Consider the following 18,632-nt stretch of genomic DNA (forward strand, 5'->3'; position numbering starts at 1 on the left):
CCATATAGCGTCGAATTGATAGTAGAAATGCTTTAAATTGCTTGTTTTCAATCTACTAGTGAGTACTAACCAGATACCATCTCAAATCAAAACCAGTACCTTAGGTTCAAGTATTAGTATTCCAATCACCAAAGGCTGTCTTAACTTGGGTACCTGGCAAGGGATTTATTTGGGAGAACATCGAGATTACGGCTGCAGTCGCACTCTGATCGCGACCATTCAAGGGCAAAAACGAAAAACTCACTGCATCTGTAAAAGGTCGATAACAGCTAGTCATAGTCGAAAGAGCTTATTTTATTGGTTAGAAATTATTTGACCTGACAGTTATTAAAAAATTGTTGAATGTTCAAACAAACTGTCTCTATTTCTTCTTCTAGGTAAGTATCGTCATCTTCAACTAGGTCATGTCTAATTCTGACGAATTTTGCGTCAGATACTTCTTGAGTTAACTTTACAAAATAGGGATCACCACTCCCCTCAAGGCAACTACCAACTGGCAAATATCCCATTCCCACAACAGCTACACCAGGATAATACTCGAACAACTCATCTATCATATCCTGAGGAGTTTTCCATTTTAACATCACGCCCATCTCTGATTCGTCATACTGCTCACTTAAAAACAAATAACTTCCGATAAGTTTAAAGTCTGTTATTAATTTTACAAACCATGATGGCAATATCATCTCGCCTAACTTATTTGTTAATAAATCGACGTCATCTTGTGATGCTTGTACTCCGCTTAAACTATTTATGAACTGCTGAGACAACTTGATATTATTATTCATCGGCACTTTTCGCTTAAGGTTAAACGATATAGATTAGCAGAAACGATCTTCACCTCAATACCTTTACTAGTTCGTTATACGTTTTGAGGTGGAGCTAATTGTTTTCTAACTTAGGCGAACTAAGCGCATATAGCCCTTGTTATTAATGCGGCTACATACAAAACGCGCTAGCATAGTAAGGTCGACTAGCTCAGCTAGTTAGTAAGCATTTGTACTCTGCGGGTGATATTACAAAGTAGTTCATAAGGAATGGTACCGGCGTGCTCGGCAATTTCTTCAACAGGTAAGCCTTGACCCCAAAGGGTGGCGACATCACCGAGTTGATCATTGGCGTTTGGTCCTAAATCAACGGTGATCATATCCATTGAAACTCGGCCCACTAATGGCACTCGGCGGCCATTTAACAACACTGGCGTGCCGTTGCCCGCGTGACGTGGATAACCGTCGCCATAACCGATGGCAATTACACCAATATGGGTATCTTGTTGCGCCTGCCACGCCGCGCCATAACCAACGGTTTCCCCCGCTTTCACCTGACGGATGGCAATCACACTGGCTTTTAAGGTCATCACAGGTTTAATAGCTAATTCGGTGGCATTTTGCTTGAGCATAGGTGACACACCGTAAAGCATTAAGCCCGGCCTTAACCATTGATAATGACTGTTAGGCCACGCGCAAATACCTGCCGAGTTTGCCATGCTGCGCTCTTCAGCAAGGCCAGCGGTCAGCTGATCAAATTGAGCAATTTGCTCGCCGCTAAATTGGTTGTCGGTATCATCGGCACAGCCCATATGGCTCATCAAGACAATCGGTTTTTGCACGTTTGGCTGCGCGCTCAAGGTTTGATAAAAATGCTGAAATTGCTCGGGTGCGATACCCAAGCGATGCATACCGGTATCAATTTTGAGCCATACCTTTAATGGCTCATCGAGCTTGGCCTGACAAATCGCATCGAGCTGAGCTTGGTTGTGTACTATGGTTTGTAGGTTGTTAACCGCGAGAATATTAATTTCTTCAGGGGCAAAAAAGCCTTCGAGCAAAACAATCGGTTTAGTGACACCTTCAGCGCGCAAACTAAGTGCCTCATCAATACGAGCAACGCCAAAGGCATCCGCCTGTGGCAGTGCTTTAGCTATGGTTGCCATACCATGGCCGTAACCATTGGCCTTGAGTACCGCCAACACTTTTGAATGTGGCGCGAGTTTTTTTATGGTGGCAAAGTTGCTATTGAGTGCATCTCGGTCGATAACCGCAGTCGCAGTTGTGACTTTAGTCTCACACTCAGGCTCAGCAGATAAACTCGTTGCATTATCTGACTTGACGATAGCAGTCACGGTCATGGCTTAATCTTCTTCCAAGACATGCGGACCTGCGTAGTTATCAAAGCGCGAGAATTGACCTTGGAACGTCAACGGCACTCGACCAATAGGGCCGTTACGCTGTTTACCAATAATGATTTCAGCCATGCCTTTAAATTCAGAATTATCGTGATAAACCTCATCGCGATAAATAAACATAATCAAATCAGCATCTTGCTCAATCGAGCCCGATTCCCTCAAGTCTGAGTTTACTGGGCGTTTGTCAGCGCGTTGCTCCAAGCTACGGTTAAGCTGAGAAAGGGCAACCACCGGCACTTCTAACTCTTTCGCCAAAGCTTTTAACGAGCGGGAAATTTCTGCAATTTCCAAGGTTCGGTTATCGGCAAATTGCGGCGCCCGCATCAATTGCAAGTAATCGACCATAATCAAACTTAAGCCGCCGTGATCACGGGCAATACGACGAGCGCGCGAGCGCACTTCCGTTGGCGTTAAGCCAGCGGCATCGTCGATAAACATTTTGCCCTTTTCAATCAACAAGCCCATGGTTGACGAAAGTCTTGCCCAATCTTCGTCGCCTAGTTGTCCGGTACGAATTTTAGTTTGGTCAATGCGGCCTAATGACGCCAACATCCTCATCATAATCTGCTCTGAAGGCATCTCAAGACTGAAAATAAGCGCAGGCTTATCTGCGGTCATGGCCGCGTTTTCAGCGAGGTTCATGGCGAAGGTGGTTTTACCCATTGAAGGACGTGCCGCGACAATAATTAAGTCGGACGGCTGCAAGCCCGCGGTCATTTTGTCGAGATCGGCAAAACCAGTGGAAACACCTGTAACACCATCGTGTGGCTGCTGATAGAGCTTTTCGATGCGATCTACGGTTTTTTCCAACACAGAGTGGATATTTTCCGGCCCTTCCGATTTATTAGCACGGGCTTCAGCAATTTGGAAAACCTTAGTTTCGGCAAAATCGAGTAGGTCAGCACTGGTGCGGCCTTGGGCGTCAAAGCCGGCTTCGGCAATTTCATTAGCAACGCTGATCATTTCACGCGTTACTGCACGTTCTCGCACGATACCCGCATAAGCTACGATGTTCGCCGCACTTGGCGTGTTTTTCATCATTTCAGCGAGGTAAACAAAACCACCGGCGGCGTCCAATTGCTGGTCGTTTTCCAAGGCTTCGGACAAAGTGATTAAATCAACGGGATCGCCAAGCTCAATTAACGCGCCAATGGTTTCAAAAATAATCCGATGTGAGCGACTGTAAAAGTCTTGAGCAACCACCGCTTCGGCCACTCGGTCCCACGCTTCGTTGTCGAGCAACAAACCACCGAGTACCGACTGTTCGGCTTCTAATGAGTGCGGCGGTACCCGCAACTGTTCAACTTGTTGGTCGTGTTTTTTTTGCTGATTTTGATTAGCTGGCTTGCGATCTGCCATGAAACTACTCGTGCTGATGTTTACGAAAATTAACAGCTGCTAACAATAGCAAAAATAGGATGGAATTAATATTTTAATAAATAAATCAGCCTGACAATTCTCTTACTTCGCCAGTAACTTTGTCTGGGCAAATAAAAATGCCAACCCAGCTAAGGTTGGCATTTTCAGTTTTAGTAGTCGCTAAACGAGATTGTTAGCTTAGCTAGATTATTGCTCCGAGACTCGAATGCGCCCGCTCACGGTATTGCCTTTAACCGAAGCGCTGCCATTGCCCGTGGTAAAGCGCAATTTTGATTGCGGGCCATATTTGGCTTTTTCAGCTTTGTCACTGGTTAGCTTATTGACTAAATCGCCACCGGCGCTAGCGTGAAAACTAAAGCTCGCTGACACTTTGTCAGTAAATACTAAATCGAAATCACCACTAACACTTGAATAGCGAATCTGGCCATTGTCGAGCAATGCTAATTGGCTATCAATATCACCGCTCACGGTCGTGATCGACAAGTCTTCCACCTGCGATAATCTCAATTCAATATCGCCCGATACCGCTTCTGCTGATACTTCAGTTGCTTGTGATTCAATATCGATATCACCGCTGACCGCCTTTACCCGTAAGCGCCCATTTGAACCTGAATCTCGAATCACACCGCTTACGGTATTCAGGTCAATTTTCCCTGTTAAATTAGTACTGCGCACATCGCCACTCACAGTATTGAGTTCAACATCACTAGCGAGGTTTTCCGCAGTTATTGTGCCGCTAACTGAGCGAATTTCAACGGCTTCGGTAAAACCTTCTACTTCAAAGTCGGATGAAACACCGTTGGCATCAATACGAACACTTGCTGGCGCATACACTGTTAAGTCGGAACCGGTGTTTTTATTACCGTACCAGTTACCTTGATTCGGTACCTTAACTTTGAGGTTAACCACTGAGCCACTTTGCTCAAAAATCAGTTTTTTAACTTTGTCGTCGAGCTCGCCGGTCACCTTTATTTCATCTTTATCCCACGCGACAATTTTGACCTCGCCACGGCGATTATCAATGTTGAGTCGGCTGACATTATCAGCGCTAAGCGTGCGGTCAACGCGCTCACCTGCCAATGCCGGGTTAAATAATAAAGGCGGCAAAAGAGCTAATAAGCTTAGAGAAAGTGTTTTGTTCATCGCGGTTGCCTTAATCTGTTTCATCATAATTTTTCATTCAATATCGTATAAATTCGTTCGCACTGTACGCTTGCGTTTATATGCTTTGCCGCTTATATCGTTTGCCATGAAGGCGTGTACAGCTGTTCTAACAGGGCTAACTCTTGTGCTTGAGTCCAGCGCAACAAATTAATCAATTCAAGATTATCTGGGTCATCGTTAAGCGCTTTAACAATAGTCGCTCTTGCACTGGCCAGCTGATTTAACTGCTCTTGCATATCTGGCGGTAGCTCTGACAGCTTCGGCGTACCAAAACTCACCAACATCGCTCGTTTTTGCGCGGCAAAGTCTTGTTCAAGCACTTGCACCACAGGCTGCACCTTACTTCCAAACGAATGGTTGCCAAACGGGCTGTTGGGTAACAATACCGTTAACAATATCGCGGCGACAAAAAACGATGCTGCCATCGGTATAACCGTTCGCATTGACCATCGACTCTGCTCTATTACTACCGTATTCGTCGCACCTGAGCTGTGCTGACCACTAGGCTGACCACTAGCGCTTCGGTTAGTGTGGTTATCAGCCAGCGTTTGTTGGGCAATCGCCCTTTCAATGCCAGGCCACAAATCACGATTAGGGGTCATTTCGTAATTCAGCTTAGCCAAGTGCTCATTGAGTACTTGTTCTGTTACTTTATTTGAATCTTGCTTACTCATCGCTAATCGACTCTCTTAATAAATTTCTTGCTCTGTGATACTGGGCTTTGCTGGTACCAACCGCCATTTTTAACATGCCGGCAATCTCTTCGTGGCGATAGCCTTCTACGGCAAATAAAACAAACACTAAACGCGCTTTTTCCGGCAGTTTCATAATGTGTTTGTCGAGCTCCGGCAAATCAGGCATTTCGCTACTCGGCTCAATAGATTCACTATTTTGACTTTCAATACTAAAAACCCGCTGAAGCCAATTTTTATTCTTGCGCAAATGGCCTAATACGACATTAGTGGCAACACTGTGCAGCCAAGTGCTAAATTTGCTATCGCCGCGAAAGTTACCTATTTTCTGCCAGAGCTGGACAAAAACCTCCTGACAAACATCTTCCGCTGATTCAACATTCGCCAGTATTCTGAAACACAAGGCGTAAACACGCTTGTGATGCAGCTGGTAAAGCTGATAAAAAGCCTCTTGGTCGCCTTGTTGTGCCCGACTTACCAGCTGTTTTTCGCTGGCCTCGTTAAAAACACTTTTGGCGTCAACTATGGTTGAGCTATTCACGTCATCCATCTTGTTAATTGTTATTGTTTTACTTTATTGGTGATTTGCTTAGTTAGATACGATAACAGGGAAAAGGGTTTAAAGGAGTAAAAGATTTTTATTAACTTTTTATCACCGCTGAATTTAGACGACAAATACCAAGGTTAAACTTAGCCAAATAAGTAAAAAGAGTGCCGTAAACAAATTTCAGGTACAAAAAAAGCGCCCTTAGGCGCTTTCTTATCAAAACAAGTTATCAAAAACTTATTTTTTGCCAAGCATACCGAAACGCTTGTTGAATTTGTCAACACGACCACCAGTTTCAGCAGCTTTTTGCTTACCAGTGTAGAATGGGTGACATTCTGAACATACGTCTAAGTGTAAGTCTTTTGCTACAGTTGAACGTGTGTTGATAACGTTGCCACAAGAACAAGTTGCTTTGATGTCAACGTAATTAGGGTGAATACCGTCTTTCATGGGATAACCTCAGTTAAGGCCGCATCGCCACTTAGTCAGCTACTTTTGCTGCTAAGCACCATACGAGTTAAAAATATTGGACGCGAATTCTACTGGAACACCAAGTCGATCACAAGTACAACTGGTGAAAAATTAGCATTTTTTGCAAATAATCGGCAAAAACTCAGCCAAAGCGCTAAATCATTAGTTTTACCGCGATTTTATAGTTGGCAAAGGCGACTGATTCAGGCCAAAATATCGCTATTCATCTAGAGGACTTAACGCTTATCGTGCCCGCATCCGAACAATATTTACAAGTTGCTATTCCCGTTCCAATGCGGCAAAGCTTCACTTACTTGCTACCGGCGACACTAGCAGGCAACCCGATACAAATTGGTGAGCGCGTTATAGTTCCGTTTGGGCCAAGACAGCTGATAGGCATAGTGTTATCGGTGTCAGATACGCTAACAAACAGCGACATTGATGCTGCTAAGCTCAAAGCCATTATTGGCCGAGTTAGTGATAACTATCGGTTAAATGACAAGTTGCTAACACTGCTAAAACAAGCGGCGAGTTATTATCATCATCCGATTGGTGATGTTATCCAGCAATCGTTACCCGTTTTACTACGCAAAATTGAGCAACCTAACTTAGCGCCTGAACTTGTTTACCATTGCCAACAAGAGCTACCGCCGGAAGCTCTAACCAAGTTAGAGAAAAAAGCGCCCAAGCAAGCCCAGCTCTACCAACTATTAAGCCAACATCCAAAATTGTCTTGGCCTGAACTTAGAACCCTCGCGTATAGCAAGGCACAGCTTAACGCATTAATTGATAAAGACATTGTTGCTCAAGCACCCAGAGAGCTAAAGCCCTACCAGTACTGTGCTGATGATATTAATTGCGATAACAAACACACTTTGTCAGCCGAGCAAGCGGTGATTGTCGCTGGGCTCAAACAGCGCTTAAATCAATTCAGTTGTCATTTAGTTGAAGGTGTCACTGGTAGTGGCAAAACCGAGGTTTACCTACAAACCATCGAAGCCGTTTTGGCTAATGACAAGCAAGTGTTAATTTTAGTGCCTGAAATTGGCCTAACACCACAAACGCTTAGCCGTTTCGAACAGCGCTTTAGCGTACCGATTTACTTGCACCACTCGGCACTCAATGACACCGAGCGCTTAACGACCTGGCTTGCCGCTCACAATGACCAAGCAGCAATTGTTTTAGGCACCCGCTCTGCGGTATTTAGCCCACTCAATAAACTTGGCTTGATCATCATTGATGAAGAGCATGATGGCTCGTTTAAACAACAAGACAGTTTCCGTTACCACGCCCGTGATATTGCGATTTTGCGTGCAAAACAATTAAATATTCCAATTGTCTTAGGCAGTGCAACACCCAGCCTTGAAAGCTTGCAAAACGGGCTTTCTGGCAAATACATTCACCACCAATTACTCAGCCGTGCCGGCGTTAGCCAGCAAGCTAAACTCGCTTTACTCAATGTTGCCGAGCAGCAAATGGATAATGGTTTGTCGGGTAGTTTAATCGCAGCGATGAAACAAACACTGGCGAAAAATGAGCAGGTCTTAGTCTTTTTGAATCGCCGTGGTTATGCGCCAGCGCTAAGTTGTAATGAGTGTCATTGGCGAGCTGACTGTTTGCGCTGTAACAAACCCTACACCTTGCATTTTGGCGCTCAACAACTGATTTGTCATCACTGTGGCGACCAACAATATCTACCTAGACAGTGTCCGAGCTGCGGCAGTATTCGCTTGTCAGGCTTGGGGTTGGGGACTGAACAGTTAGAATTAAAACTCGCTGAATTATTTCCAGAGCACAGCGTGGTGCGAATAGATCGAGACAGCACCAAACGCAAGGGCGAGTTAGCAAAACGGTTGCAAGCAATTAACGATAAAGAACATCATATTTTGCTCGGTACGCAAATGTTAGCCAAAGGCCATCATTTCCCTAACGTTACCCTAGTGGCAATTTTAGAGGTTGATTCTGCCTTGTTCAGTTTTGATTTTCGCGCGCCCGAGCACATGGCACAGTTGCTGATTCAAGTTGCGGGGCGCTCAGGCAGAGCCAGTAAACCGGGGCAAGTACTGATTCAGAGCCAATACCCCGAACACCCACTTTTACAAGACTTGGTTAACAATGGTTATCAGCACTTTGCTCGTTACGCCTTAACTGAGCGCCAACAAGCCCAGTTACCGCCCCATAGTTTTCAAGCGCTGATCAGAGCCGATGCTAACTATCCGTCTTATCCAGAAAAATTTTTAACTGATGTTGCCAACCAGTTCAGACAGCAAACAGCGATTCAAGCGGTTGATTGTTGGCTTGCTGGCCCCATGCCAGCAGCCATGGAGAAAAAAGCGGGTAAATACCGTTATCACTTGTTAGTGCAAGCAAAGTCGCGAAAACTGCGCCACCGTGCAATCACAGAATTGTTGGCAATCGCACCATCGAGCGAATCGCACAATAAAGTGCGCTGGTCTGTTGATATCGATCCGTTAGAGCTGACTTGGTAACACGCATTTTTGGTAATAACTGTTTGTACAAGGCAGCCCTTATCAATAAAGATCTAGGACTGTTGACCTTTTAATTTGGCGGCGTTTTCTTGTTGCCATGCCCAAGTGGGTGATTTAACCAATAACTTGAATCGATAACTCCAACTCGGTGCATGCCATAATCGACTGCCGAGTTTAACAAAGCCTTCAAAAAACACTTTAATTGGATTAACACTGTTTATTCGAGGGTAAACACCATAACTGACTTTTTCTTTCTCCTCGGCAAAAGTACCAAACATCTTGTCCCAAATAATAAAGACACCCGCGTAGTTTTTGTCGAGATACTGTCTATTGGTCGCGTGATGCACACGATGGTGAGACGGCGTATTCATCACTGCTTCAATAAATTTTGGCAACTTGCCGACGCGCTCAGTGTGGAGCAAGGTTTGATAAATTTGTACCAAGGCTTCAGCCAAGAACACAACAAATGGGTGAAAGCCCATCATAACTAACGGTAGATGGAAGAAAAGTGGGAAGAAACCATCCAGCGGGCCAAAGCGATAGGCCACCGATAAATTAAAATACGGTGAACTGTGATGAACCGTATGCGTGGCCCAGCCTATGCCAGTCATGTGCATAAAACGGTGTTCCCAGTAGTAAACTAAGTCAGCCAAAACAATACAACAAGCGACTGTCCACCAAGTAATCGGCATGTGCCCTAGGGTAAAATGTTCATAAACATAGAAAAAAACACCTAGGTAGAACAAGGCACCGATAATAATATTAATACCGCCAAAAGCTGCCAAAGTCACAAAGTTAGTAATACTGTCACCAACCAAGTTCCAGGTAAGCTGCTTTTTAATCGCAATAACCAATAGTTCTAAAGCAAACAGAGTCATGGCTAAAACAAAAAACCAATCGCCAATAAAAAGTTCCCAACCATAGATTTCCATCTCGTTAATTTGGGCAAATAAAGTATCCATTGGTTGCTCCTCTATTTACTTGGACTAAATTGAAAATCTTGGTAAATCACATCGACCGAGACTAGGTCTTGCTCAGCATCAATTTGGTGACGTTCGATAACCGCAATAATTTCGCGACTGTAATCGATGTTCTGCCACACTGATGCTATGGTTAAATCATTGTGTTGACCCGATGCTAATAATTGAACCCGTTTACCAACAGGTAGGCTCGCAGTCACTTTGACTGAATCATTAAGTGCTGAACGTTGATAGCCAATATCGAGATCTGCTTCGGTAAAATTGTTGTTAAAATTGCGGTAAACAGCATAAACATCAAATTGGTTACTTTTAAGTGCGCGTAGCAAGTGCTGATTATCGCGAAATGATTGCCACACTTGATTGACTTGAGTCAGTGCCACTCGTTGACTAACACCAACGAGTTCGACCGGTTTAATTGACGTAGCTGGTTTTACTGCAGTGTTTTCGACAATAGATGTTGCAATACCTTTGACACTAACTTCAGACTTATCTTTTTTCACTGAAGTCATCGCCTTTGTATTTGATGACGTTTGATGGTTTGACGACTGTATGGCCGGTTGGTCTTGCATCGGTGCACTATTTCCTAGTGCACTATTTCCTAGTGCACTGTTTGCCATTGCATTGGGTTGCAACCAAACAACAAACCAGACAGCAACGGCTATCGCGATCGATGTAAAAATTGACATGGTTAAGTTCATCCCGTTAATTTTCCCAATAAAGAATAAAAGAGATAATCAACAAACTCGCATGATGCGAGTTCACTGCTGCTTATAATTGCGGCATTATTCACACCAAACCATTAATTGTCAATATGAAAATAAACACTAATTCATCGTCATAACCGAGCAGATTAACTTAGCTGCCTGTTTTTGTTTAAATAATTCATCAGACATTGCTAGCGGCAACAGTGAAATAAACATCAAATAATTTGCGTAAATACCGTGAGCGGCAACTTCTTTAATTGATTGTTCTGCATTTGGGTATTCATTGCTAAACTCGGCCATTAAGACATTGATGAACTCATTCATCACCTCTTGCTGATGCGCTTTTATCGCATCTAAGCGCTTGGCCTCTGAAAATATTGCTTCACCAATAATGGCGTCGCTAACCATGTCTTTAGAGCCAACGGTAAATAAATTGTCTAGCAAGGCCGCGACCCGATTGTCCTTCGGCAGCCAGGTGAGCAGTTGCTGCCACTGCTCTAAATAACGCTGACGCCAGCGCTCACTCAAAGCAACTAAAATATCGTCTCGATTACCGATATAGTGGCGCAAAATAGAGCGCTTCATCTGCGCTTTTTCTGCCAAATATTCCAATGATGTTGCTTGAATGCCTTTTTCTAAAATACACAATTCTAACGCGTCGAGAATTTCTTCTCGGCGCTGTCCAGCCATGCTTGGTCTCGCCATTTTATAACCTCGTAATACTAACTGTATTCAATATATCAAACGAGATTAAATTTTCATATTGACAATATAAAATTTAACGTAATAGGATATAAATTATCAGCATGAAAATTTATATTCTACAGAATTGGAGTAACAGACCGTTGTTTGACTTACCTTGGAGCTATTACTTGGGTGCAGCGCTCATTTTGTGGCTACTATTCGATTTAGTGCGCGGAGTCGCTTACATTTGGCAACCTTATCGACGCGACAGTGAGCCACTAATGTATTGGTTTACTATGCTAATTTGGGCGGTAGTAGCGGCTAGTTGTTTTATGTATCCTCATTGGCCAAGTGTCTAAAGCCATTACACCACATTCAATGACCATCAGATAAGGAGCGACTACTGAGGTTATAAAAACACCCAGTACTGCAAATATCCTATTAAATTGTCACTAGTTTGCGGTTCTTGAACCGTTACTAGTGTTTTTTCACTTTCATTTCGCTAGAATATTGACTCATTTTTGTTGTATTTCGCTAATAGATGGCCCCGGTAAATGGCACCACAAGATTACGTTTCTCGTTCTGCAAATAAAAAAAAGAGTCCTTACAAAAAAGCGCCACCAGCTCCTGCTGGCCTTCCGCTGAAGACTAAATTAATTATCCTGTTCACGTTGGCCGCAATAGCGGGTTTTAGCTATTTACTGTGGTCAATAAAAGATCAAGAACCCGCACCTGTTGCAACGCCGCCAGTTAAGCAAACAACTAAGGCAAGTAACAAAAACAAATTGCCTGCACCGCCAAAAGAAAAGTGGAGCTACCCCACTGACTATGAAAACAAGGAAATAGAAGGCAGTAAGTACGAAGTTAAAAAAGGTGGTCCCTACCAAATGCAATGTGGCTCGTTTAGAACCCAACAACAAGCTGATGCACTCAAAGCACAAATTGCATTTACAGGCTTAGAGTCGCAAATTCGCCGTACCACAGGTAAAAACGGTGTTTATTATCGGGTTATTTTAGGGCCTTATGAACGCAAACGACTAGCCGAACAACACAAACACAAGTTACAAGCCAACAATGTTTTAGACTGTCAAATTTGGCTTTGGCGTTAATCATCCCATCGTCAAGCTATCGAAAATAAGCCAGCTCAGATAAATTTAACCGTTTGGCTGGCTTAAACTCCATTCAGTGACTTGAAAAGCGCTGATCTTGCCCCACTTAATAATCCATAGTCGATGCTGAAGGCCGAAATTGCCATCAGCCTTATCTTGAGGATTTTTTCGTGACTACAATTGTTTCTATTAGACGTAATGGCAAAGTTGCCATTGGTGGTGATGGTCAAGTATCACTTGGCAATACCGTAATGAAAGGTAATGCCCGCAAAGTGCGTCGCTTATACAACAACAAAGTACTCGCCGGTTTTGCTGGCGGTACCGCTGATGCTTTCACCCTATTCGAGCGCTTTGAAAGTAAACTAGAGCAGCACCAAGGTCATTTAACCCGCGCTGCCGTTGAGCTTGCCAAAGATTGGCGCAGCGATCGCGCATTGCGCAAACTCGAAGCTTTATTGGCAGTTGCCGATGAAGAAACATCGCTAATCATCACAGGTAACGGTGATGTTGTACAACCAGAACACGACCTTATTGCCATTGGTAGCGGTGGTAATTTTGCTCAAGCTGCGGCGATTGCCATGGTTGAAAACACCGAGCTGTCGGCGCGAGAAATCGTTGAAAAATCATTAAAAATTGCTGGTGATATTTGTGTATTCACCAACCAGTCTCACACTATTGACGAACTATAACCAGCAAGAGGAATTATTATGTCGAATATGACTCCACGTGAAATTGTTCACGAGCTAGACAGCCACATTGTTGGTCAAGCAGATGCCAAGCGCGCCGTTGCTATTGCTCTGAGAAATCGCTGGCGCCGCATGCAACTCAACGATGAGTTGCGCACTGAAGTTACCCCGAAAAACATTTTAATGATCGGCCCTACCGGTGTTGGTAAAACCGAAATTGCTCGTCGTTTAGCAAAACTTGCCAACGCGCCTTTTATCAAAGTGGAAGCGACTAAGTTCACCGAAGTTGGCTACGTTGGTAAAGAAGTAGAAACCATTATTCGCGACCTTGCTGATATGGCCTTTAAAATGACCAAAGAGCAAGCCATGGAGCGCGTTAAACACCTTGCTGAAGAAGCAGCAGAAGAGCGCGTGCTCGATGTGTTATTGCCAAACCCTCGCGATAGCTTTGGCAACGACGAGCAAACTGACAACAGCAGTACACGCCAAGTGTTCCGCAAAAAACTGCGCGAAGGCAAGTTAGACGACAAAGAGATTGAGCTTGACCTAGCCGCGCAACCAGTCGGTGTTGAAATTATGGCACCTCCGGGCATGGAAGAAATGACGTCTCAGCTTCAAAACATGTTCCAAGGCATGTCAGGTGAGAAAAAACAAACCCGCAAATTGAAAATCAAAGATGCATTAAAATCTTTGCAAGAAGAAGAAGCGGCGAAATTAGTTAATCAAGACGATATTAAGCAACTGGCGCTAGAAGCGGTTGAACAAAATGGTATTGTCTTTATCGATGAAATCGACAAGATTTGTAAGCGTGGCGACAGCTCAGGTCCTGACGTATCGCGCGAAGGTGTTCAGCGTGACTTGCTGCCATTAGTTGAAGGCTCTACCGTTAGCACTAAACACGGTATGATCAAAACCGATCACATTTTGTTTATCGCCTCAGGTGCTTTCCAAATGGCCAAGCCTTCTGATTTAATCCCTGAGTTACAAGGTCGTTTGCCAATTCGCGTTGAGCTACAAGCGTTAAGTTCAGAAGATTTCGTTCGTATTTTAACTGAGCCTAATGCTTCCCTTACCGAACAGTATCAAGCGTTAATGGCCACTGAAGGTGTTGAAATGAGCTATACCAAAGACGGTATTGAAGCAATTGCTAAAGCCGCTTGGCAGGTTAACGAAACCACTGAAAACATCGGCGCTCGTCGTTTACATACGATGATGGAACGTTTAATGGAAGACATTTCATTTAACGCAAATGATCGTGCCGGTGAAAGCTTTGTTATCGATCGCGCTTATGTTGAGAAAACCTTAACTGAAGTGGTTGAAAACGAAGACTTAAGTCGCTTTATTTTATAAAGCGACTATTTGCTTAATACAGGATTGTCACTTGCAACAGACTCACACGCAAAGCGTTACTCAATTTACCCTCGACAATAGCTGCAACAGTTTATTAGTCGTTTTTGAAAACGGCCAAAAGCTCTCGCTACGTTATGAGTATTTACGGGTATGTAGCCAGTGGCAACCTAGTTCAGATTCCGACAAGCACTCAAACCACTCAGCGAAAAAAGTCGTTTTGCCGAGTAATCACAAAGGTGTTTTACTCAAGCGTATTGAGTCTGTTGGTGAACATGGTTTTAGGCTTTGTTTCGACGACAACTATCATTTTATCGCGACCTCTGAGCAGCTCCAGCATTTGCACAGCCAACACAATCACTACTGGCAAGCTTATCTAGCCGAACTAAAAGCTCAAAACCTCACTCGTGAAGCGAGTATCGCGATAAAGCTAGTTTAGAGCTTATTCCCAGCTAACTAATTATTACTTAAAAACTCGTTAATCAACTGTTCCAACTCGCCATGTTCAGTCAAATCAGTGTGGCCATCAAAACAATTTCTATACCGAGAGACCATTGAAGCAAATGCCGCACGACGTTTCGGACTCGGATCGATTAATCCATCTTGAAGATCAACAACATAAGTCAGTACATACTGACTGGGAAATATAGACACCAATTGCTTGAATTCCGTTACGGTAATGCCATCGCTAAGCATTATTAATATCCTATTATTTAGTTGTTTTTTTGCCAAGCTAGGTTTATTTTAAAGGTAATAATGTGGTTTGTATTACACAAACTAGTAGTATTATTCAGCACTGCATGCAACTTATTTGACTTCAAAGGAGTACTCTTAGTTAAAAAATGCATTCATCAGTGTTTTTGGGCAACAAGGAACAACAATGTTTAAATATGACAAAGCTGAGATGGCCTCAGACTTAAAACAAATGCGAATCGACGCAGGGTTAACACAGAAAGAGCTTGCCGACAGAATAGGTTTGAGTAGAGAAACCGTGGTAGCAATTGAAAATAAACATCAAGGAACCATAGCAACACTGAAGATGGAAACGGTTAAACGCTGGTTTAGAGCTTGTAAAAGTCACGCACACTCATCTTTATTAGCAAAATTTCGGCAAGGAATAACAAGTTACTTTGGCATCTAGCCATGTACAATCCAATATATGTTTATAAAAGCAATTTCAGAGCGTGTGCTCACCATTACTATCGCCAGTTTACTCACCGTAGCTGGCGTTTTTACTTTTGACAATCCATTTTGGTTTGATTGGCTTTACTTCGCCACATTAGCTTTTGTAGTCGTACTAAATCCAAAAAATATCAATATCGCAGGTTTAGTAGCAATACTACTCGTTGCCAAACTACTGGATGAAGCAGGTTGGTACATAGTCGCGGAAAGAGAGAGTATACAAACAAAAGCCTTAGTTTATCTCGGTTTACTACTAACACTAATAAAAATTAAAGAAGAAGAGTATCGCACTCCCCTCCTTGTTCTTTTAGCTATCACGCTAGTCGCTGAACTGTATTGGTATTTAACCAATTACAAAGATCTGAGATTAGATTGGTATTGGTTTCAAATTAATATTTTGGTGCTCGCCAGACACTTTGTATTCACACGAGTGTTTTTAACCAGTCAGTATTTTCCCAAACAATCAAAATCATTAACATTAGATTTACATGTACATGACTTGATGAGTGCCTTTATGTTTTTGCACGCTCTTATCCTTGTCGAATACTATGTTCGTCATATACTCGTGATTAACGTAGTTGTTGTTTGGTCACTAAGTATTTACTTCTTTCACACGCTCAAAGTTATAAATATTTACCTGTTAATTACGGGAGCAACTAAACTGGCACTCGCCAATAGAATAAGCGCCTAATTTTCTTTCTAACAAATTGTTCAAAAAGTCTTCATAATCTATTAGTCAATTTAGTCAACAAAGTTGCTTTGACCGCACAATAAAGTGGATTTCAACCCACATCGGCAGCCGTAACTCTCAAACTAGCTTGACTACTAATCAATAAACTACGTTTCTTATGGAGCAAATTATGAACAAATTAATCGCACAAAAAACACTATTACTAAGCATTTTGACTGTATTTTTATTAACGTTGGCACCAGCAAGTAATGCTACTGTTGGTGGAAAAAGAGTCCCACCTATGGCGCAACAAGCAGCCCAACAAGATAACAGCTGGTGGCAAGATTTATTGTTTTACTTCAACCTGAATGGTTAGTGATAGGTAGATAAAAAAGGGCGCAAGTTTGCGCCCTTTTATTTTGTATATAGTGTCGAAAATTAGACTTTAAACTGACTCACTTCAGCCTGTAGGCCTTGCGCTTGTTGCGATAGCTCTTCACTCATGCGTGCGTTATCACCTGCAGAAATACCGGATTGCTCAGCGACGTCACGGATATTAATAACGTGTTTATTAACATCTGCTGCAACTACACTTTGTTGATGAATAGCAGTTGCTATCGCGGTATTCATATCAGAAATTGTCGCAACACCACTCGCTATCTCTTGCAATAATTCACCAGCACTGCTGGCTTGGGCAGCACTATCTTGGCCTTGCTGACGACAGTCAGACATCTGCTGAACAATGGTTTTAGTGCGGCGGCGCAATGATTCAATGATATTTTCAATTTCTTGGGTTGACTCTTGCGTTCTGCTCGCCAAGGTTCTCACTTCGTCGGCAACTACGGCAAAGCCACGCCCTTGCTCCCCAGCTCGAGCCGCTTCAATTGCCGCATTTAAGGCAAGTAAATTGGTTTGTTCGGCAATACCGCGAATCACATCAAGCACAGTACCAATAGTTTCACTGTCTTGTGCCAGTTCTTGTACCACTTGCTCTGAATCACTAAGCTGAGTCGATAACAGTTCTATTTGACTGAGTGTTTGGCTAACACTGTGCTGACCTTGTACCGCATTAGTATTGGCAATCTCTGCGCGTTCTGCGGCTTGAGTCGTGTTGTTGGCGATTTCTTCAACTGTCGCCACCATTTCAGTAACCGCGGTTGCGACTAAATCCGTTTCCTGAACTTGAGTGTTAACCCCTTGGTTGGTGAGCTCAATATTTCGAGCGAGATTGACAGTTGCGGTATTAACCGTGGTTACCGATTGGTTCACCTCGCCAATTAAGTGTCTGAAATTAGACAGCATCTTATTGAATACTACTGCCATTTCTGCCAATTCATCATTACCCTGCTCAGACGCTGATATCGACAAATCTTGGCTAGAAGCAACCTGTTCCATTGCGAGTTTAAGTTGCTTAATTGAACGGTGAATCTTGCGACTTATATACCAAGCAAGAGCCAAGACCAAAAGAGTAATTACAGAGAAAATAGCGAGCGCAGTAACAAAGACAAAGTTTCTATGAGCATCATTTTGCTCTTGACTCGCAGCCATTAAGTTTTCGAGCTTACTGTTAACCTGATGAACTGTTGCCCGCATTTGCCCTTGAATGCCCTGCTCTGCATTATAACCAAGACGTTCTTGCTGCTCGGCAAGATTTAAAAATGCTTGTCGGTAGCTCTTGAGCAGTTGTTCAATGTTCGCTTTGCGCTCGGCAGCTAATTGACTCTGTTGCGTTAAACCAATCAGTTTATCGGTGTTGTTATTTAATCTCGTGACGTATTTGTTGTCCAAGCGCAACATAAAGTCTTTTTCATTGCGCCTAAGTTGTAACATACCACTTAGCAACTCAAAATCGTCTTTACCGATCAAGGTTTCAACTTCGTGTACTCGTTGCCTAAGTTCACCATATAGGCCGTCTTTAGCGTGCAAACCAATCACTTGTTGGGCACTAACTAACTGGTTGAAGTAGTTGAGGTACTCACTGAAAACAGACTTTATTTCATCAATTTCAGATAGTGAAACAGAAATACTAGCAAAATCTTGTTCGAGCTCGTCAACATTGTTATTTAACGCAGTCATCTCGCTGCGAAACTTTTCAACATACTTGAGATCTTTGCGCGCCAAAAAGTCTTTTTCATGACGCCTTAACTGTAAAACACCTGATTCAACCGAAGTAATACCTTTAGCTATTTTTAAGTCAGTGTCTGACGCATTGAGAGTAAACAGCAGTAACGCCAGCATAAAAAGTAGCGCGATAATACACACCGCAGTATTAACAATTAACTTATGCTTAATTAACATAAAGCCCTCAATAAAATGATAAATTTAACAGCTATTAACAAGAC

General features: G+C 43.1%; 22 protein-coding genes. 10 read left to right on the forward strand and 12 right to left on the reverse strand.

The genetic code is table 11. The features are described 5' to 3' along the window. Positions 1 to 58: 58 nt before the first annotated feature. Positions 59 to 316 (forward strand): YjbQ family protein, encoded by a 258-nt coding sequence (locus tag J7384_RS11210; protein WP_348523865.1) that lies wholly within the window; start codon positions 59 to 61, stop codon positions 314 to 316. On the opposite strand, the gene J7384_RS11215 is transcribed toward J7384_RS11210, so the two are convergent. The 7 genes from J7384_RS11215 to rpmE all read right to left on the reverse strand — a co-directional run bounded on the left by J7384_RS11215 (position 309) and on the right by rpmE (position 6,418). Then, positions 309 to 788 (reverse strand): hypothetical protein, encoded by a 480-nt coding sequence (locus J7384_RS11215; protein ID WP_209114037.1) that lies wholly within the window; start codon positions 786 to 788, stop codon positions 309 to 311. The genes J7384_RS11210 and J7384_RS11215 overlap by 8 nt on opposite strands. A 194-nt stretch (positions 789 to 982) precedes the next feature. Beyond that, positions 983 to 2,128 carry an alanine racemase gene (gene alr, locus J7384_RS11220; RefSeq protein WP_209114039.1) on the reverse strand — a complete coding sequence of 382 codons (1,146 nt, stop codon included), beginning with the start codon at positions 2,126 to 2,128 and terminating at the stop codon, positions 983 to 985. A gap of 3 nt (positions 2,129 to 2,131) precedes the next feature. Beyond that, positions 2,132 to 3,544 carry a replicative DNA helicase gene (dnaB, locus tag J7384_RS11225; RefSeq protein ID WP_209114040.1) on the reverse strand — a complete coding sequence of 471 codons (1,413 nt, stop codon included), beginning with the start codon at positions 3,542 to 3,544 and terminating at the stop codon, positions 2,132 to 2,134. A gap of 207 nt (positions 3,545 to 3,751) precedes the next feature. After that, positions 3,752 to 4,735, reverse strand: coding sequence for a DUF4097 family beta strand repeat-containing protein (locus J7384_RS11230; RefSeq protein ID WP_209114042.1), 984 nt, complete (start codon positions 4,733 to 4,735; stop codon positions 3,752 to 3,754). Positions 4,736 to 4,800: 65 nt separating this feature from the next. Further along, positions 4,801 to 5,403, reverse strand: a complete 603-nt coding sequence (locus tag J7384_RS11235; protein WP_209114044.1) for a hypothetical protein — start codon at positions 5,401 to 5,403, stop codon at positions 4,801 to 4,803. Beyond that, on the reverse strand, positions 5,396 to 5,971 hold the full coding sequence (locus J7384_RS11240) for a sigma-70 family RNA polymerase sigma factor (protein WP_209114046.1): 576 nt from the start codon (positions 5,969 to 5,971) through the stop codon (positions 5,396 to 5,398). Before J7384_RS11240 ends, J7384_RS11235 begins: the two co-directional genes overlap by 8 nt. A 234-nt stretch (positions 5,972 to 6,205) precedes the next feature. Continuing rightward, positions 6,206 to 6,418, reverse strand: coding sequence for a 50S ribosomal protein L31 (gene rpmE / locus J7384_RS11245; RefSeq protein ID WP_209114048.1), 213 nt, complete (start codon positions 6,416 to 6,418; stop codon positions 6,206 to 6,208). A gap of 206 nt (positions 6,419 to 6,624) precedes the next feature. Between rpmE and priA the strand changes: the two genes are divergently transcribed. Next, positions 6,625 to 8,928, forward strand: a complete 2,304-nt coding sequence (gene priA, locus J7384_RS11250) for a primosomal protein N' (protein WP_209114050.1) — start codon at positions 6,625 to 6,627, stop codon at positions 8,926 to 8,928. 53 nt (positions 8,929 to 8,981) lie between these two features. Here the strand turns inward: priA and J7384_RS11255 are convergent, their stop codons facing one another. The 3 genes from J7384_RS11255 to J7384_RS11265 form a co-directional block, all read right to left on the reverse strand. Further along, a complete protein-coding gene (locus J7384_RS11255) occupies positions 8,982 to 9,890 on the reverse strand; it encodes a sterol desaturase family protein (RefSeq protein ID WP_209114052.1) in 909 nt (302 codons plus the stop codon). Positions 9,891 to 9,901: 11 nt separating this feature from the next. Continuing rightward, entirely contained in the window at positions 9,902 to 10,594 is a 693-nt protein-coding gene (locus J7384_RS11260) for a hypothetical protein (protein ID WP_209114054.1), read from the reverse strand. A gap of 138 nt (positions 10,595 to 10,732) precedes the next feature. Next, the gene (locus J7384_RS11265; protein ID WP_209114056.1) at positions 10,733 to 11,317 is read right to left on the reverse strand and encodes a TetR/AcrR family transcriptional regulator; all 585 of its coding nucleotides are present in this window, start codon (positions 11,315 to 11,317) and stop codon (positions 10,733 to 10,735) included. Between the two features lie 101 nt (positions 11,318 to 11,418). On the opposite strand from J7384_RS11265, the gene J7384_RS11270 reads away from it, so the two are divergent. The 5 genes from J7384_RS11270 to J7384_RS11290 all read left to right on the forward strand — a co-directional run bounded on the left by J7384_RS11270 (position 11,419) and on the right by J7384_RS11290 (position 14,877). Beyond that, positions 11,419 to 11,655 carry a hypothetical protein gene (locus tag J7384_RS11270; protein ID WP_209114058.1) on the forward strand — a complete coding sequence of 79 codons (237 nt, stop codon included), beginning with the start codon at positions 11,419 to 11,421 and terminating at the stop codon, positions 11,653 to 11,655. A gap of 195 nt (positions 11,656 to 11,850) precedes the next feature. Continuing rightward, positions 11,851 to 12,405 carry an SPOR domain-containing protein gene (locus tag J7384_RS11275; protein ID WP_209114060.1) on the forward strand — a complete coding sequence of 185 codons (555 nt, stop codon included), beginning with the start codon at positions 11,851 to 11,853 and terminating at the stop codon, positions 12,403 to 12,405. A 170-nt stretch (positions 12,406 to 12,575) separates the two neighbouring features. Next, positions 12,576 to 13,094 carry an ATP-dependent protease subunit HslV gene (hslV, locus tag J7384_RS11280; protein ID WP_209114062.1) on the forward strand — a complete coding sequence of 173 codons (519 nt, stop codon included), beginning with the start codon at positions 12,576 to 12,578 and terminating at the stop codon, positions 13,092 to 13,094. An 18-nt stretch (positions 13,095 to 13,112) separates the two neighbouring features. After that, on the forward strand, positions 13,113 to 14,441 hold the full coding sequence (gene hslU / locus J7384_RS11285; RefSeq protein ID WP_209114064.1) for an ATP-dependent protease ATPase subunit HslU: 1,329 nt from the start codon (positions 13,113 to 13,115) through the stop codon (positions 14,439 to 14,441). Positions 14,442 to 14,472: 31 nt separating this feature from the next. Further along, positions 14,473 to 14,877 (forward strand): gamma-butyrobetaine hydroxylase-like domain-containing protein, encoded by a 405-nt coding sequence (locus J7384_RS11290; protein ID WP_209114066.1) that lies wholly within the window; start codon positions 14,473 to 14,475, stop codon positions 14,875 to 14,877. 17 nt (positions 14,878 to 14,894) lie between these two features. Here J7384_RS11290 and J7384_RS11295 read toward each other — a convergent pair whose 3' ends face one another. Continuing rightward, complete coding sequence (locus J7384_RS11295; protein ID WP_209114068.1) at positions 14,895 to 15,134, reverse strand: hypothetical protein; 240 nt, start codon at positions 15,132 to 15,134, stop codon at positions 14,895 to 14,897. A gap of 184 nt (positions 15,135 to 15,318) precedes the next feature. Between J7384_RS11295 and J7384_RS11300 the strand changes: the two genes are divergently transcribed. The 3 genes from J7384_RS11300 (at position 15,319) to J7384_RS11310 (ending at position 16,666) form a co-directional block, all read left to right on the forward strand. Then, positions 15,319 to 15,579: a helix-turn-helix domain-containing protein gene (locus J7384_RS11300; protein ID WP_209114070.1), complete on the forward strand. Its 261-nt coding sequence runs from the start codon at positions 15,319 to 15,321 to the stop codon at positions 15,577 to 15,579. 18 nt (positions 15,580 to 15,597) lie between these two features. Beyond that, a complete protein-coding gene (locus J7384_RS11305; RefSeq protein WP_209114072.1) occupies positions 15,598 to 16,311 on the forward strand; it encodes a hypothetical protein in 714 nt (237 codons plus the stop codon). 169 nt (positions 16,312 to 16,480) lie between these two features. Further along, positions 16,481 to 16,666 (forward strand): hypothetical protein, encoded by a 186-nt coding sequence (locus tag J7384_RS11310; protein ID WP_209114074.1) that lies wholly within the window; start codon positions 16,481 to 16,483, stop codon positions 16,664 to 16,666. A 62-nt stretch (positions 16,667 to 16,728) separates the two neighbouring features. Here the strand turns inward: J7384_RS11310 and J7384_RS11315 are convergent, their stop codons facing one another. Further along, positions 16,729 to 18,588: a methyl-accepting chemotaxis protein gene (locus J7384_RS11315; protein ID WP_209114075.1), complete on the reverse strand. Its 1,860-nt coding sequence runs from the start codon at positions 18,586 to 18,588 to the stop codon at positions 16,729 to 16,731. Positions 18,589 to 18,632 lie beyond the last annotated feature (44 nt).

The organism is Endozoicomonas sp. G2_1 (assembly GCF_017744155.1).
Lineage (GTDB): Bacteria > Pseudomonadota > Gammaproteobacteria > Enterobacterales > Alteromonadaceae > JAGHQT01.

What these genes read in the sequence shown, in the direction of transcription:
- J7384_RS11255 (WP_209114052.1), bottom strand. Translation starts at nt 9,890, where the DNA reads ATGGATACTTTATTTGCCCAAATTAACGAGATGGAAATCTATGGTTGG.
- J7384_RS11230 (WP_209114042.1), bottom strand. Translation starts at nt 4,735, where the DNA reads ATGATGAAACAGATTAAGGCAACCGCGATGAACAAAACACTTTCTCTA.
- dnaB (WP_209114040.1), bottom strand. Translation starts at nt 3,544, where the DNA reads ATGGCAGATCGCAAGCCAGCTAATCAAAATCAGCAAAAAAAACACGAC.
- J7384_RS11215 (WP_209114037.1), bottom strand. Translation starts at nt 788, where the DNA reads ATGAATAATAATATCAAGTTGTCTCAGCAGTTCATAAATAGTTTAAGC.
- J7384_RS11275 (WP_209114060.1), top strand. Translation starts at nt 11,851, where the DNA reads ATGGCACCACAAGATTACGTTTCTCGTTCTGCAAATAAAAAAAAGAGT.
- J7384_RS11315 (WP_209114075.1), bottom strand. Translation starts at nt 18,588, where the DNA reads ATGTTAATTAAGCATAAGTTAATTGTTAATACTGCGGTGTGTATTATC.
- J7384_RS11305 (WP_209114072.1), top strand. Translation starts at nt 15,598, where the DNA reads ATGTTTATAAAAGCAATTTCAGAGCGTGTGCTCACCATTACTATCGCC.
- rpmE (WP_209114048.1), bottom strand. Translation starts at nt 6,418, where the DNA reads ATGAAAGACGGTATTCACCCTAATTACGTTGACATCAAAGCAACTTGT.
- J7384_RS11295 (WP_209114068.1), bottom strand. Translation starts at nt 15,134, where the DNA reads ATGCTTAGCGATGGCATTACCGTAACGGAATTCAAGCAATTGGTGTCT.
- J7384_RS11235 (WP_209114044.1), bottom strand. Translation starts at nt 5,403, where the DNA reads ATGAGTAAGCAAGATTCAAATAAAGTAACAGAACAAGTACTCAATGAG.
- alr (WP_209114039.1), bottom strand. Translation starts at nt 2,128, where the DNA reads ATGACCGTGACTGCTATCGTCAAGTCAGATAATGCAACGAGTTTATCT.
- J7384_RS11270 (WP_209114058.1), top strand. Translation starts at nt 11,419, where the DNA reads ATGAAAATTTATATTCTACAGAATTGGAGTAACAGACCGTTGTTTGAC.
- J7384_RS11260 (WP_209114054.1), bottom strand. Translation starts at nt 10,594, where the DNA reads ATGTCAATTTTTACATCGATCGCGATAGCCGTTGCTGTCTGGTTTGTT.
- J7384_RS11310 (WP_209114074.1), top strand. Translation starts at nt 16,481, where the DNA reads ATGAACAAATTAATCGCACAAAAAACACTATTACTAAGCATTTTGACT.
- hslU (WP_209114064.1), top strand. Translation starts at nt 13,113, where the DNA reads ATGTCGAATATGACTCCACGTGAAATTGTTCACGAGCTAGACAGCCAC.
- J7384_RS11300 (WP_209114070.1), top strand. Translation starts at nt 15,319, where the DNA reads ATGTTTAAATATGACAAAGCTGAGATGGCCTCAGACTTAAAACAAATG.
- J7384_RS11240 (WP_209114046.1), bottom strand. Translation starts at nt 5,971, where the DNA reads ATGGATGACGTGAATAGCTCAACCATAGTTGACGCCAAAAGTGTTTTT.
- J7384_RS11265 (WP_209114056.1), bottom strand. Translation starts at nt 11,317, where the DNA reads ATGGCGAGACCAAGCATGGCTGGACAGCGCCGAGAAGAAATTCTCGAC.